Source organism: Viridibacterium curvum (assembly GCF_039544165.1).
GTDB classification, from domain to species: Bacteria; Pseudomonadota; Gammaproteobacteria; order Burkholderiales; family Rhodocyclaceae; genus Viridibacterium; species Viridibacterium curvum.
Genome location: NZ_BAABLD010000002.1, coordinates 168,281 through 182,194, shown reverse-complemented (window position 1 = coordinate 182,194; position 13,914 = coordinate 168,281). Strand labels below are relative to the sequence as shown.

Annotated in this window: 13 protein-coding genes and 1 tRNA gene; 2 read left to right on the top strand and 12 right to left on the bottom strand. The window is 58.5% G+C overall.

The annotated features are described in order from the left end of the window. Window positions 1-6: 6 nt before the first annotated feature. The 11 genes from nuoH to ABEA02_RS01945 form a co-directional block, all read right to left on the bottom strand. Window positions 7-1,092, bottom strand: coding sequence for an NADH-quinone oxidoreductase subunit NuoH (gene nuoH, locus ABEA02_RS01995; protein ID WP_345531149.1), 1,086 nt, complete (start codon window positions 1,090-1,092; stop codon window positions 7-9). Beyond that, window positions 1,092-3,428, bottom strand: coding sequence for an NADH-quinone oxidoreductase subunit NuoG (nuoG, locus tag ABEA02_RS01990; protein WP_345531148.1), 2,337 nt, complete (start codon window positions 3,426-3,428; stop codon window positions 1,092-1,094). The genes nuoH and nuoG overlap by 1 nt, the downstream gene beginning before the upstream one ends. A gap of 6 nt (window positions 3,429-3,434) precedes the next feature. Beyond that, window positions 3,435-4,766: an NADH-quinone oxidoreductase subunit NuoF gene (gene nuoF / locus ABEA02_RS01985; RefSeq protein WP_345531147.1), complete on the bottom strand. Its 1,332-nt coding sequence runs from the start codon at window positions 4,764-4,766 to the stop codon at window positions 3,435-3,437. Beyond that, window positions 4,763-5,239, bottom strand: coding sequence for an NADH-quinone oxidoreductase subunit NuoE (gene nuoE, locus ABEA02_RS01980; RefSeq protein WP_345531146.1), 477 nt, complete (start codon window positions 5,237-5,239; stop codon window positions 4,763-4,765). The genes nuoF and nuoE overlap by 4 nt, the downstream gene beginning before the upstream one ends. Window positions 5,240-5,248: 9 nt before the next feature. After that, window positions 5,249-6,502 (bottom strand): NADH-quinone oxidoreductase subunit D, encoded by a 1,254-nt coding sequence (locus ABEA02_RS01975; RefSeq protein WP_345531145.1) that lies wholly within the window; start codon window positions 6,500-6,502, stop codon window positions 5,249-5,251. Then, window positions 6,495-7,100 carry an NADH-quinone oxidoreductase subunit C gene (locus ABEA02_RS01970; RefSeq protein WP_345531144.1) on the bottom strand — a complete coding sequence of 202 codons (606 nt, stop codon included), beginning with the start codon at window positions 7,098-7,100 and terminating at the stop codon, window positions 6,495-6,497. The genes ABEA02_RS01975 and ABEA02_RS01970 overlap by 8 nt, the downstream gene beginning before the upstream one ends. A gap of 10 nt (window positions 7,101-7,110) precedes the next feature. Then, the gene (locus ABEA02_RS01965) at window positions 7,111-7,587 is read right to left on the bottom strand and encodes a NuoB/complex I 20 kDa subunit family protein (RefSeq protein WP_345531143.1); all 477 of its coding nucleotides are present in this window, start codon (window positions 7,585-7,587) and stop codon (window positions 7,111-7,113) included. 130 nt (window positions 7,588-7,717) lie between these two features. Beyond that, the gene (gene ndhC / locus ABEA02_RS01960) at window positions 7,718-8,092 is read right to left on the bottom strand and encodes an NADH-quinone oxidoreductase subunit A (RefSeq protein WP_345531142.1); all 375 of its coding nucleotides are present in this window, start codon (window positions 8,090-8,092) and stop codon (window positions 7,718-7,720) included. A 67-nt stretch (window positions 8,093-8,159) separates the two neighbouring features. Further along, a tRNA-Leu gene (locus ABEA02_RS01955) sits at window positions 8,160-8,244 on the bottom strand. Window positions 8,245-8,313: 69 nt separating this feature from the next. Next, window positions 8,314-8,658 (bottom strand): preprotein translocase subunit SecG, encoded by a 345-nt coding sequence (secG, locus tag ABEA02_RS01950; RefSeq protein WP_345531141.1) that lies wholly within the window; start codon window positions 8,656-8,658, stop codon window positions 8,314-8,316. Window positions 8,659-8,743: 85 nt separating this feature from the next. Beyond that, window positions 8,744-9,520 carry a ferredoxin--NADP reductase gene (locus ABEA02_RS01945; RefSeq protein ID WP_345531140.1) on the bottom strand — a complete coding sequence of 259 codons (777 nt, stop codon included), beginning with the start codon at window positions 9,518-9,520 and terminating at the stop codon, window positions 8,744-8,746. Between the two features lie 193 nt (window positions 9,521-9,713). Here ABEA02_RS01945 and rquA point away from each other — a divergent pair, with 193 nt between their 5' ends. After that, window positions 9,714-10,457, top strand: coding sequence for a rhodoquinone biosynthesis methyltransferase RquA (gene rquA / locus ABEA02_RS01940; RefSeq protein ID WP_345531139.1), 744 nt, complete (start codon window positions 9,714-9,716; stop codon window positions 10,455-10,457). A 63-nt stretch (window positions 10,458-10,520) separates the two neighbouring features. On the opposite strand, the gene ABEA02_RS01935 is transcribed toward rquA, so the two are convergent. Beyond that, window positions 10,521-11,693 carry a DesA family fatty acid desaturase gene (locus ABEA02_RS01935; RefSeq protein WP_345531138.1) on the bottom strand — a complete coding sequence of 391 codons (1,173 nt, stop codon included), beginning with the start codon at window positions 11,691-11,693 and terminating at the stop codon, window positions 10,521-10,523. A 507-nt stretch (window positions 11,694-12,200) separates the two neighbouring features. Here ABEA02_RS01935 and leuA point away from each other — a divergent pair. Then, window positions 12,201-13,886 (top strand): 2-isopropylmalate synthase, encoded by a 1,686-nt coding sequence (gene leuA / locus ABEA02_RS01930; protein ID WP_345531137.1) that lies wholly within the window; start codon window positions 12,201-12,203, stop codon window positions 13,884-13,886. The last annotated feature ends 28 nt before the right edge of the window (window positions 13,887-13,914 follow it).

Sequence of the window (13,914 nt, the reverse complement as noted above, 5' to 3'; positions counted from 1 at the left end):
TGTTTCCTAACGCCAGATGGAGAACGGCGACATGATCCAGACACCGGTGACCATCACCCACAGCAGGCACACCGGAATGAACACCTTCCAGCCCAGACGCATGATCTGGTCATAACGGAAGCGAGGGAACGTCGCACGGAACCACAGGAACAAGAAGAGGATGAAAGAAGTCTTGGCTGCCAGCCAGAAGAAGCCGTCAGGCAGAAACTTCGTCGGTGACAACCACCCACCGAGGAAGAAAGTCGCAGTGAGCGCCGAGACGAGAATCATGTTCGCGTACTCGGCGAGGAAGAACAGCGCGAAAGCCATGCCGGAGTATTCGACCATATGGCCTGCGACGATTTCCGACTCGCCTTCGACCACGTCGAACGGTGCGCGGTTTGTTTCTGCAACACCCGAGATCAGATAGACCACGAACATGGGCAGCAACGGCAACCAGTTCCATGACATGAAGCCGAGGCCGCGATCAGCAAACCAGCCCTGCCCTTGCCCACCGACGATATCGGACAGATTCAACGAGCCCGATACCATCAGCACGCATACCAGCGCAAAGCCCATCGAGAGTTCGTACGACACCATCTGTGCGGCCGAGCGCATCGCACCAAGGAATGCGTACTTCGAGTTCGAGGCCCAGCCTGCGATGATCACGCCATACACCCCGAATGACGTAATCGCCATCAAGTAAAGCATGCCGGCGTTAACGTCGGCCAGAAGCAAGGTATCCGAGAACGGCACCACGGCCCAGGCGGCCAGCGCAGGCGCCAGCGCCAGCACTGGCGCAAGCAGGAAGAGGCCCTTGTTGGACTGCGACGGTACGATGACTTCCTTGAACAACAGCTTCAGGCCGTCAGCCACAGGTTGCAGCAAACCCAATGGGCCGACGCGGTTCGGACCGATACGGACCTGGATGTAACCGATGACCTTGCGCTCAGCAAGAGTCAGGTACGCGACACAGCCGAAGATGGGGATCACGATGACGATGATCTTCAACAGGGTCCACAGCAAGGGCCATACGGTATGGATCCATGCTTCAGGAAGGCCGACGAAGCCCGTCACGGTCAGCAGCAACGAGAGGAGCAGGTTCTCGATCATCAGGCGCGCTCCACCGTCAGTTCGCTGAACAGGTCACCCAATGCCACCGTGCTGGCGTGCGCAGCCGGGATGCGCACGACACCCGCTGGCAGCGTGTCGTCGACACGCGCTTTGAGCACGACATCGCCTTGGGTTGAGCGCACTGCGACCGGCATGCCATCTTCTGCACCAATGCCTGCAAGGGTCGAGGCCGCAAAGCGTGCTACCGGCAATGCACTGTCACGCGTCTTCTGCAATGCTGTTGCACGGCGCGCCAACGGATCGGCGAAGTGGATGGGCACATCGGCCACACGTTGCAGACCAGTCTGTGCCTTGGATGCAGCGGCGACAACGCCCGTCACGGCATTGCCAAGGCGCGCGGCCGGCTCACCCAGTGCGAGTACTTCGTTGCGCACATCCTCGCTGCTGTTCTGCTCGAATCCTTCGATGCCGAGCATGTTGCCCAGCACGCGCAGCACCTTCCAGCCGGGGCGGGTTTCGCCCGTCGGCTTGGCCACCGCATTGAACGACTGGACCAGACCTTCCGCATTAACGAAGCTGCCAGAGGTTTCAGTGAAAGGCGCAACGGGAAGCATCACGTCTGCGTACTCGGCAGCCTTACCGACGAAACTACCGAGATAGATAACCGATGCCGCAGCATCCAGCGCAGCACGTGCAGCGACACCGTTTGCGCAATCGAGCTCGGGCTCAGCGCCCATGACGATGTAGGCACGCAGCTTGTCGGCAATGATGCTGCGTGTGTTGGCACTACCCAACGACAACGCGTTGGCAAGGTAGCCCCCCACCGAATTCGCTGCTTCACCGATTACGCCAAAGCTGGCACCAGCCAACCTTGAAATTTCCTGCGCCAACAAATGCAAAGTAGCGTACTGCGGATGTTGTACAGCGAGGTTGCCCAACAACACGGCGCGCTTCTCGCCACCATCCAGCATTTCGGCGATGGCCTCAGCTTCGGAGGTCACGCTGACGCTGCCCAGCAGCGCAGCACAAGATTCGGGTGCAGCAGCCCCCTTCAGTTTCAACTGAGCGCTCAGCACCGCGGCCAGCGCATCGACCATGGCCGACGGAGCAACGATGGACTCAGCTTCAACGGGGATCAGCCAGTCTTCGCGCGCTACGTGTACACGAGCAAGCTTGCCCCAATGCCGCACCGACTGGCGCAGGCGTTGTGCCAGCAGCGGATGATCCTTGCGAAGGAAGCTGCCGATCACCAGCGTTGCGTCCAGCGTCGACACGTCGGCGACCTTCATGCCCAGCCAGGGGGCACCAGCCAGCTTGCCATCCAGCGAGAAGTCGCGCTGACGCAGGCGGAAGTCCAGCTTGTCGCTGCCCAGGCCGCGCACCAGTTTCTGTGCGAGATACAACTCCTCCAGTGTGCTGTGCGGAGACAGCAGCGCACCGACATTGCTGGCATCATGATCTGCAACGATGCCACGCAGGGTCTTGGTGACATAGTCCAGCGCCGTGGGCCAGTCCACGTCATGCCACTCGCCGCCGTGCTTGATGCGGGGTTGAGTCAAGCGATCAGCTGCAGTGAGACCTTCGTAGGAGAAACGGTCCTTGTCAGACAGCCAGCACTCATTGACAGCTTCGTTCTCGAACGGCAGCACGCGCATCACGACGTCATGCTTGGTCTGTACGATAAGGTTTGCACCAAGCGAATCGTGCGGGCTTACCGAACGACGGCGAGCCAGCTCCCAAGTACGCGCGGCGAAGCGGAACGGTTTTGAGGTCAGCGCGCCGACCGGGCAAAGGTCGATGGCATTGCCGGACAGTTCAGAGTCGACCGTGCGGTCGACGAAAGCCTGGATCTCGGAATGCTCGCCACGGCCAGCCATGCCCAGTTCCATGATCCCGGAGATTTCCTGACCGAAACGCACGCAGCGCGTACAGTGGATGCAGCGCGTCATGTCGGTATTGATCAGCGCACCGAGGTTTTTGTTGAAGACGACGCGCTTTTCTTCCTTGTAGCGCGATGCGGAACCGCCATAACCGACAGCCAGATCCTGCAGCTGACATTCCCCACCCTGATCGCAAATCGGGCAATCCAGCGGGTGGTTAATAAGCAGGAACTCCATCACCGACTTCTGCGCCTTCACGGCCTTGTCGGAATGGGTCGTCACCTTCATGCCCGGCGTCACCGGCGTCGCACAGGCCGGCAATGCCTTCGGAGCCTTCTCGACATCAACCAGACACATGCGGCAGTTGGCCGCAATGGACAGTTTCTTGTGATAGCAGAAGTGCGGAATGTAGGCACCAACCTTGTTGGCGGCATCCATCACGGTGCTGCCATCGGCGACCTCGATCTTCTGCCCGTCAATTTCGATCTCTAGCATCTGTGATCAGCCCACGTAAATCTTGCTGCCGTCGCGCTGCGTTTCCACTGGAACAACGCAACGCTTGTTATCGACGTGATACTGGAACTCGTCGCGGAAATGCTTGATGAAGCTGCGAACCGGCATCGCTGCGGCATCACCCAGCGCGCAGATGGTACGGCCCATGATGTTCTCGGCCACGTTATCAAGCACAGCGAGGTCTTCCTCTCGGCCCAGACCATGTTCGATGCGGTGAATGATGCGGTACAGCCAGCCCGTGCCTTCGCGGCAAGGCGTGCACTGGCCGCAGGACTCTTCGTGATAGAAGTAGGCCAGACGTTCGAGTGCCTTGACCATGCAGGTCGTCTCGTCCATCACGATAACCGCTCCCGAACCCAACATGGAGCCAGCCTTCGAGATGGCATCGTAGTCCATCGTCAGGTCCATCATGATGTGCGCAGGGATCACCGGCGCGGAGGAACCACCGGGAATCACCGCCTTGAGCTTGCGGCCACCACGCATGCCACCGGCCATTTCGAGCAGCGTAGCAAACGGCGTACCCAGTGGAATCTCGTAGTTGCCTGGCTTGTTCACATGGCCCGACACCGAGAACAATTTGGTGCCGCCGTTATTGGGTTTGCCCAGCTCCAGGAACTTGTCGCCGCCCTCGCGGATGATGAAAGGCACCGATGCAAAGGTCTCGGTGTTGTTGATCGTGGTCGGCTTGCCATACAGGCCGAAGCTCGCCGGAAACGGCGGCTTGAAGCGCGGCTGGCCCTTCTTGCCTTCCAGCGACTCGAGCAGCGCGGTTTCTTCGCCGCAGATGTAGGCGCCGTAACCATGGTGCGCATACAGCTCGAAACTGAAATCCGAACCGAGAATGTTCTGGCCCAGCAGACCCGCTGCGCGCGCTTCGTCCAGCGCTTCTTCAAAACGCTGGTAAACGTCGAACACTTCGCCGTGAATGTAGTTGTAGCCCACACCACTGGTCATCGCGTAACCGGCAATGATCATGCCCTCGATGACCGTGTGCGGGTTGTAACGCAGAATGTCACGATCCTTGAAAGTACCGGGCTCGCCCTCGTCCGAGTTACAGACCACGTACTTCGCACCGGGGAAAGCACGCGGCATGAAGCTCCACTTCAAACCCGTCGGAAAGCCCGCACCGCCACGACCACGCAGTGCCGACTTCTTTAGTTCAGCAATGATCTCGTCGGGCGTGATCTTGTTGGCGATGATTTTCTTCAGCGCGTCATAGCCACCACGCTTGACGTAGTCGGCCAGACGCCAGGTCGATTCACTGGCGATGCCATCGAGGATGATGCCGTGTCCACTCGGCAAGCTCGTCGTCTCGCTCATTTGGACAGCTCCGTAATGAGTGCATCAATGCGGGCACGATCCATCTTGCAGCACATGCGATGGTTGTTGTCGAGAATCACAGGCGCGTCACCGCAGGCCCCCATGCACTCGCCTTCTTTGAGCGTAAAGTTGCCGTCGGCCGTAGTTTCGTTGAAACCGATGCCAAGCTTTTCCTTCAGGTACTCGGCGGCCTCTTCTCCACCCGACAGCGCGCATGGCAGGTTGGTGCAGACAGTAATCTTGTGGCGGCCGACCGGCTTGAGGTCGTACATGTTGTAGAAAGTCGCGACTTCGAGCGCGGCCATAGCCGGCATGCCAAGGTAATCGGCCACAAAGGCAATGGTCTCATTTGCGAGCCAGCCTTTTTCGACTTGCGCAATACGCAAGGCGGACATTACGGCCGATTGCTTTTGATCTGCCGGGTACTTGGCGACCTCGCGGTCGATCTGCTTCAGGGATTCTGCGCTGAGCATGCTCTTCTCTTACCTGTCGATTTCGCCAAACACGATATCCATCGTGCCAATGATGGCGACAACGTCTGCAATCATGTGCCCGCGCGCCAGTTCATCCATGGCTGCGAGGTGGGCGAAGCCTGGGGCACGCAGCTTCAGGCGATAAGGCTTGTTGGCGCCATCGGAGATGGCATACACACCGAATTCCCCCTTCGGATGTTCGACCGCTGCGTACGCCTCACCCGGTGGAACGTGGATGCCTTCAGTGAAGAGCTTGAAGTGGTGAATCAGCTCTTCCATGTTTTCCTTCATCTTCTCGCGTGAAGGCGGCGCCACCTTGTGGTTGCCCGTGATGACAGGGCCGGGGTTCTTACGCAACCAATCGATACATTGCTTGACGATGCGGTTGCTCTGGCGCATCTCTTCCATGCGACAGAGGTATCGGTCGTAACAGTCACCGCTCACACCCACCGGCACGTCAAAGTCGACCTTGTCGTAGACCTCATAAGGTTGCTTCTTGCGCAAATCCCATTCGATGCCCGAACCGCGCAGCATGGGGCCAGTAAAACCCAAGGCCAATGCGCGCTCCGGCGTGACAATGCCGATATCGACCGTGCGCTGCTTCCAGATGCGATTGTCGGTCAACAGCGTGTGGTACTCGTCGATATACCCGGGAAAACGATTCGTAAAGTCTTCTAGGAAGTCGAGCAAAGACCCCTCACGCGTCTCGTTGAGCTTCTTGACCGTCGACGCGCTTTTGAACTTGGAGACTTCGTACTTCGGCATGCTGTCAGGCAAGTCGCGATACACACCGCCCGGGCGATAGTAAGCCGCATGCATGCGTGCACCCGAAACAGCTTCATACGCATCCATGAGATCTTCACGCTCACGGAACGTGTAAAGCACCATCGTCATCGCACCAATGTCCAGCGCATGCGTACCGATGTTAAGCAGGTGGTTCAGGATGCGAGTGATCTCGTCGAACATTACGCGGATGTACTGCGCGCGCAACGGCACTTCGAGACCGAGCAGCTTCTCGATGGCCATGCAATAGGCATGCTCGTTACACATCATCGACACGTAGTCGAGACGATCCATGTACGGTACAGACTGAATCCAGGTGCGCGTCTCGGCAAGCTTCTCGGTACCCCGATGCAGTAGCCCCACGTGCGGATCGGCGCGCTCGACGACTTCGCCATCGAGCTCCAGCACCAGCCGCAGCACGCCGTGGGCGGACGGATGCTGAGGACCGAAGTTGATCGTGTAGTTACGGATCTCAGCCATGGCCAACATCTCCATAACTGTCTTCGCGCACGATGCGCGGCGTCACTTCACGCGGTGCAATGGTCACGGGTTGATAGATGACGCGCCCCTGCTCCGGGTCGTAACGCATTTCCATGTAGCCCGACACGGGGAAATCCTTGCGGAAAGGGTGACCGACAAAACCATAATCGGTGAGAATACGACGCAGATCGGGGTGGCCCTCGAACATGATGCCGACCATATCGAATGCCTCGCGCTCAAACCAGTTGGCGGCCGGCCAGACATTCACCACCGACGACACGACGGGAAACTCGTCGTCTGGCGCAAACACACGAACACGCACACGCCAATTGTTCGTTACCGAAAGCAGATGAAGTACCGCTGCGTAACGACGATCGCCCTGGCGACTGGCAGCATAGGTCTGATAATCAACGCCACACAAATCAATCAGCTGCTCGAATCGCAACGCGGGATGATCCCGCAAGGTTTCAACCAAGCGCAGATATTCAGCCGCTTCTACTTCCAGAGTCACTTCGTCAACTGCCACGACGGGAGCAAGTTCCCATCCTTCGAACGCAGTTCCCAGCGCCCCAACCAGACGTTCAAGCCTTGAGCTCATTCTTCAAACCTTAGCGGGCAATGGTGTTGGTGCGCTTGATCTTGTTCTGCAGCTGGATCACGCCATAGAGCAAAGCTTCGGCTGTGGGGGGACAGCCTGGAACGTAAACATCCACAGGCACAATGCGGTCACACCCGCGCACCACGGAGTAAGAGTAGTGGTAGTAGCCGCCGCCATTTGCACAGGAGCCCATGGAGATCACCCAGCGCGGCTCAGCCATCTGGTCATAGACACGCCGCAGGGCCGGCGCCATCTTGTTACAGAGGGTACCCGCGACGATCATCAGATCGGACTGACGGGGACTGGGGCGGAAAACGACCCCGAAGCGGTCAAGGTCGTAGCGGGAGCAACCCGCATGGATCATTTCGACTGCACAGCAGGCCAGACCGAAAGTCATTGGCCAAAGGGAGCCGGTACGCGTCCAGTTGATGACGGTATCGAGCGTGGTCGTCGCGAAGCCTTCGCGAAAGACGCCTTCAATACTCACGACGGTTTCCTCAATTCAGTTGGGGAGACACTATAGACCTGCCCATCCGGTCATCCCACGCATGCGACAAACCGGACAAACCGGGACCTGCCAAGCAAAACGCGAACCTGCCGGATGCTGCGCGGGAAAACTACTCCCAGTCGAGCGCACCCTTTTTCCAGACATAGACGTAGCCGATTACGAGTATGCCCAGAAAAACAAACATTTCCATGAAACCGAACAGGCGCAGCGCCTCGGCGCCGGCAATATCCTTGACGATCGAAGCCCAAGGCAGGAGGAATGCCACTTCGAGATCAAACAGGATGAAGAGGATGGCAATGAGGTAGTAGCGGACGTCGAATTTCATCCGCGCGTCTTCGAAAGCTTCGAAGCCACACTCATATGGAGAATTCTTTTCCGCATCAGGACGATGCGGCGCGAGGACCCAGCCAAGTACAACAGGAACGACGCCGATAACTACCCCAAGGATGATGAACAACAGCACCGGGAAGTAGTTTTCCAGCATTTTTCCCCCACTTGATCAACTAGCGTTGATGAGAAAACGCCCGCAAATGCGGGCGTCTCGAGATTCATGGTGCCGACGGTGAGACTCGAACTCACACGGCTTGCGCCACCACCCCCTCAAGATGGCGTGTCTACCAATTTCACCACGTCGGCACGCTCAAAACTGAGCGAATTATAACCCTGCCACCAAAATGCTGCCAAGCAACAGAATCATCAAAACACTTACTTGGGAAGCTCACCAGCTTGCGGCGCCGAAGCAGCGGGCTCCACCGCCGCACCCGACTGCTCGGAAAGCGTATCCAGAACACTCTTCGGAGCACTGCTACGCTGACCAGCAAGATACGTCAGAGTCAGACTGGTGACGAAAAATATGGTAGCGAGTACAGCTGTCGTGCGACTGAGGAAGTTCGCCGACCCCGAAGCACCGAACAAACTACCCGATGCACCGCTGCCAAAGGAAGCCCCGACGTCAGCCCCCTTGCCATGCTGAAGCAGCACAAACACGATGACCGCAAGGCCAACGAGCACATGCACAACCAGCACGAGACTGCCAAAGAAACCACTCATCGTTAGCTAACCTGAAGGCCGCCCAAAAAAGAAGCGGAATTATAGCCACGGATCCGCATCGCAGCAAGGTCGGCCCAGGTTTTTTTTAGCGTTCAACGAAAGCGCGTTCGATGACGTAGTCGCCAGGCTCGCCCACTCCCGGGGAGATCACGAAGCCGCGCTCGTCCAACAGGGCTGCCGTCTCGTTGTTCATCGAAGGACTGCCGCAGATCATGACACGATCTGTTTCAGGGTTCATCGGGGGCAGGCCCAGATCGTCCGTAAGCTTGTTGCTGCGGATCAGATCGGTGACGCGCCCCTGGTTGCGGAAGGCCTCACGCGTCACGCTGGGGTAATACAGCAGCTGGTCTTTCACGATATCGCCGAACAGCTCGTCATTCGGCAAGTCTTTGGTGAGGTAGTCCTGATAGGCCAGCTCGCTGACAGTACGGACACCGTGGAACAGCACAACCTTTTCGAATCGTTCATACACCTCAGGGTCACGCACGAGACTCATGAACGGTGCGAGACCCGTGCCGGTACCCAGCATGAACAGGGTCTTGCCGGGCTTCAGATCGTCTAGCACCAGCGTACCAGTGGGCTTCTTGCCGATGAGGATCTCATCCCCCTCTTTGAGATGCTGCAGGCGGGAAGTCAGAGGACCATCCGGCACCTTGATACTGAAAAACTCCAGATGCTCTTCGTAGTTGGCACTGGCAATGCTGTAAGCGCGCAGCAACGGCTTGCCTTCCGTAGCGAGGCCAATCATTACGAAATGGCCATTGCGGAAACGGAAACCCGGGTCACGCGTCGTCTTGAAGGAAAAGAGTGAATCATTCCAGTGGTGAACGCTGAGAACCTTCTCGGGTGCAACGGCTGCCATGACTGCCTCGTCTGTTAAGTGATGAGCGAACTGTAAGCCAGTCGCCATCTCCATGAAATAGAAGGACTTCTATCAACACATAACAGAAGGTTATCTTCAGAATCCATAATTTCCGTTCGGGGATTTAGCCCAGCGCAAATCGTAGGTCAGCCGTCCAGAATAATCTTCGGTTATCACAAACCGGAGAAACGACATGTTCAGACAATCCCGCCTGTATTCTCCCGAAGCGCTGGGCGACACCCCGCATCAAACACCCAGCCCCACCCCGCTCGGCATGCCGGACTACATGCTGGAGGTTTACGACTGGGCCTATGTAAGCCCCCGCTGGGCTCCGAGGCTGGATCACAACCTCGTCGTCAAAGTCCTGCTGTTCGGCAACGACTCCCGCCTGATGCGAGCCTACCTGTCGCGAATCCACCCGGGCATGCGGGTCTGGCAGCTGGCCCATGTTTATGGCGATCTGGTTCGGCAAGCGGCCCAACGCTGCGGGACCGAAGGGCACTTCACGCTGACCGACGTCACCCCCATCCAGCTCGCCCAGGCCAGCCGCAAACTGGCAGGGCTAGCTAATGTGACGCAGCAACACGCCGACGCAGCCTCTTACAGACCTGCCGCAAAACAGGATCTGATCTGCAGCTTTTTCCTGCTGCATGAAGTACCTGATGACTGGAAGCGTCGCATCGTCGACAACATGTTGAGCCAGCTGGATGACGGCGCCGAAGCGCTATTTGTCGACTATCATGGCCCAGCTTGGTGGCAGCCGATCCGCTACATCCTGCAATGGGTCAACAGCAAACTGGAACCTTTTGCTGAAGTGCTGTGGAAACGCGAAATCAGCAGCTTTGCCAGTCGCCCGCAAGACTTCGAATGGACCAAGCAGACGGTTTTCGGCGGCGTCTATCAAATCGTCAGCGTCAAGCGTCGCCGCGCGTTGTGAGGCCCGGGCCAACCAAGCAAAAAGCCCGCGCAAGCGGGCTTTTTGCTTTGGAGTTACGAAGGCTTAGACAGCTGCGTAGGAACGCATCCGCAAAGACAGCTCACGTAACTGGGCGATCCCGCTCTCCTCCGCGCGATGGCACCAGTCCTGCAAGTGCTTCAGCAATTGCTCACTGGAGGCCGACGAGCGCGCCCACAGGGCGGCAAGCTCTTCACGCATGGCGTGCAACTGCTGCAGCTTGGGACTGTGCGACAAGGCTTCGGCCAGATGCTCGCGAGCAGAGGTCGTCAGCGACTGGGCATCCGCCAGCAGGGAAGTCCTGAGGCGAGCGACATCCAGACCCACATGCCGGGCGCGGATTGCAGCCAACTCATCCGCATAGACTTGCTGCAAGGACTTCATGTAACGCGTCATGACGTCATAGCGATGCGTGATTACGTGCTGCAGCATGTCAAGATCAACGACCTTGCGGGCCACTCCGATGCGCGGCACCGGAATAGTCTTCTTGACTGTAGCCAGACCCAGCATCTCAAGGATGCGGATATACATCCAGCCGATGTCGAACTCATACCACTTGGCCGACAGCTTGGCGGATGTGGCATAGGTGTGGTGATTGTTGTGCAGTTCTTCACCACCAATGATGATGCCCCACGGAAGCAAGTTCGTCGAAGCATCGGCACAGTTGAAGTTGCGATAGCCCCAATAGTGCCCGGCGCCATTGATCACGCCAGCGGCCCAAAACGGGATCCAGGCCATCTGCACCAACCAGACCAGCAGGCCCGGCACGATGCCAAACATGGCCATGTCAGCCAACATCATGATGGCAACACCCAGCTTCTGGTGGCGCGAGTAAATGCGCTTCTCCAACCAGTCGTCCGGAGTGCCATGGCCGTAACGCGCCATGGTTTCCTTGTTACGCGTTTCCTTCACATACAGCATGACTCCGCCGAACAGCACGCGCTTGATGCCCAACACTTGCGGGCTATGTGGATCTTCCTCGGTCTCGCATTTGGCGTGGTGCTTGCGGTGGATGGCGGCCCACTCCTTGGTCACCATACCCGTCGACATCCACAGCCAGGCACGGAAAAAATGACTGGGAATGGCGTGCAGATCGAGCGCGCGGTGAGCCTGGTGACGGTGCAGAAAAATCGTCACCGAGGCGATGGTGACGTGGGTCAGTCCCAAGGCGCAGAGCACATAGCCCCACCAGGGGAGATCAAAAAAGCCGGAAAACATGAGAATCCTTGAAAAGAATGCGGGATCGATTGTACTGGAGCTTATCGGCCCTCCCAAGGAGAACCTTCATGGTTTTGCAACATTTATAGGCTCGATAGCTTGACATCGCGCGACAGGCGCAACTAATGTTCAGCCATGACTGCGACACAGCACATCGTGCTTACCCTCCTCGCTATCGCTCTCTCCGCCAGTCTTGGCGCAGCCCTGCTGCGTGCCAAGCGTCGTCTGCTGCTGCGCCGCGCGCGCAGATAATTCCCTCCCCTTCCTGCTGGTTTTAGCCCTCTGTCGCTGACAGACGTGCGCCTTTGCGCGGCCAAATCTGGCCATCTCCGACCTGTTCGCACACTTCCCTCATGGAGCCCGACATGATTCAAACGTTTGCCTTGCTGCGACTGCCTATCGGATACCCGGCCTTGAACGGGCTGCCGGGTATCCCTTGCCGCGCTGTCGATTCGGCCGTCGACACGACCCGACACCGATCACAATGAATCCGGAGCAGCCATCGTCATGTTGAAGCAACCGAACACCAAGTACCGTCCCACCGCCCCCATCCAGCTCGCTGACCGACGCTGGCCCTCGCAGGTGATCAGCCAGCCACCCATCTGGATGAGCACCGATCTGCGCGACGGCAACCAGGCGTTGTTTGAACCCATGTCCGCCGCGCGCAAGCTCGAAATGTTCGAGATGCTGTGCCGTATCGGTTTCAAGGAAATCGAGGTCGCCTTCCCCTCCGCCTCGCAGACCGATTTCGACTTCGTGCGCAAGCTCATCGAAGAGAACCGCGTACCGCAAGACGTGACCCTGGAAGTCCTCACCCAAGCCCGCGAGCACTTGATCCGCCGCAGCTTCGAATCGCTCAAAGGCGCTCGCCGGGCGATCATGCATGTCTATAACGCCACAGCGCCGAATTTCCGTCGCACCGTGTTCAATGTCGACCGTGCCGGCTGCATCCGCATCGCCACCGATGCCGCGAAGCTCGTACGCGAGTGTGCTGAAGCCCAGCCTGACACCGAGTGGGTCTTCCAGTACAGCCCGGAAACCTTCTCATCCACCGAACTCGAATTCGCGCTTGAGATCTCTAACCGCGTGATGGAAGTCTGGGAGCCTACCCCTGAACGGCCCGCCATCCTCAACCTGCCTGCAACGGTCGAGTGCGCCACGCCCAACGTGTTCGCCGATCAGGTGGAATGGATGTGCCGCAATCTGCAGCGCCGTGACGCCATCATCGTCAGCGTGCATCCGCACAATGATCGGGGCACGGCTGTCGCGGCCGCCGAGCTCGCCGTGATGGCCGGCGCAGATCGTGTCGAAGGCTGCCTGTTCGGCAACGGCGAACGTACCGGCAACGTTGATCTCGTGACGCTTGCGCTCAACCTCTACACGCAAGGCGTCGATCCCGGCCTCGACTTCTCGCGCATCAACGAAGTCGCCCGCACAGCAGAGACCTGTACCCAGTTGCCTATCCACCCGCGTCACCCCTACGTCGGCGACCTTGTGTTCACGGCCTTTTCCGGCTCTCACCAGGACGCCATCAAGAAAGGCTTCGCCGCCCAGGATCCGAAAGCCATCTGGGAAGTGCCCTATCTCCCGGTCGATCCGCAAGATCTTGGTCGCACTTACGATTCGATCATCCGCGTCAACAGCCAGTCCGGCAAAGGTGGCATCAGTTACCTGCTTGAATCGGCCTATGGCCTTGTAATGCCGCGTCGCATGCAGGTCGAGTTCTCGAACGAAGTGCAGCAGGTAATGGATGACACCGGTCGCGAGCAAAGCGCACAGGACATCTGGGCCATCTTCGAGCGCAGCTACCTCACCGCCGATCTGCCTGTGACTTTGCTCGGCCATCGCCTCGAAGAATCGCGCGATCGGCATGCCATCGAACTCGACGTGATGATCAACGGATCGCCACAGCGCCTTCGCGGCGAAGGCAACGGACCGCTAGACGCCGCACTGCGCGCCCTCGGCTTGCCGCTCAGCATCCATAGTTTCGAGGAGCGCTCCCTGAGTGCCGGCGCGGGCGCTCAGGCCGTCGCATTCGTTGAACTGGTCCACGTCGATGCGCCAGTCAGCGTGTTCGGTGCTGGCTGCTCTCCGAGTATCGTCGAAGCCTCGCTGCGCGCCCTTGTCTCGGCCTGTAATCGCCTCGCAGCGCGGCAACCCGCGATTCTGACCCGACTTGCTTCGGTGCAATAAGCGGCAATGCCTGCCTGATATCCGGCGT

Coding starts and splice junctions, on each gene's coding strand:
- nuoH (WP_345531149.1), bottom strand. CDS start 1,092: ATGATCGAGAACCTGCTCCTCTCGTTGCTGCTGACCGTGACGGGCTTC.
- nuoG (WP_345531148.1), bottom strand. CDS start 3,428: ATGCTAGAGATCGAAATTGACGGGCAGAAGATCGAGGTCGCCGATGGC.
- nuoF (WP_345531147.1), bottom strand. CDS start 4,766: ATGAGCGAGACGACGAGCTTGCCGAGTGGACACGGCATCATCCTCGAT.
- nuoE (WP_345531146.1), bottom strand. CDS start 5,239: ATGCTCAGCGCAGAATCCCTGAAGCAGATCGACCGCGAGGTCGCCAAG.
- ABEA02_RS01975 (WP_345531145.1), bottom strand. CDS start 6,502: ATGGCTGAGATCCGTAACTACACGATCAACTTCGGTCCTCAGCATCCG.
- ABEA02_RS01970 (WP_345531144.1), bottom strand. CDS start 7,100: ATGAGCTCAAGGCTTGAACGTCTGGTTGGGGCGCTGGGAACTGCGTTC.
- ndhC (WP_345531142.1), bottom strand. CDS start 8,092: ATGCTGGAAAACTACTTCCCGGTGCTGTTGTTCATCATCCTTGGGGTA.
- secG (WP_345531141.1), bottom strand. CDS start 8,658: ATGAGTGGTTTCTTTGGCAGTCTCGTGCTGGTTGTGCATGTGCTCGTT.
- ABEA02_RS01945 (WP_345531140.1), bottom strand. CDS start 9,520: ATGGCAGCCGTTGCACCCGAGAAGGTTCTCAGCGTTCACCACTGGAAT.
- rquA (WP_345531139.1), top strand. CDS start 9,714: ATGTTCAGACAATCCCGCCTGTATTCTCCCGAAGCGCTGGGCGACACC.
- ABEA02_RS01935 (WP_345531138.1), bottom strand. CDS start 11,693: ATGTTTTCCGGCTTTTTTGATCTCCCCTGGTGGGGCTATGTGCTCTGC.
- leuA (WP_345531137.1), top strand. CDS start 12,201: ATGTTGAAGCAACCGAACACCAAGTACCGTCCCACCGCCCCCATCCAG.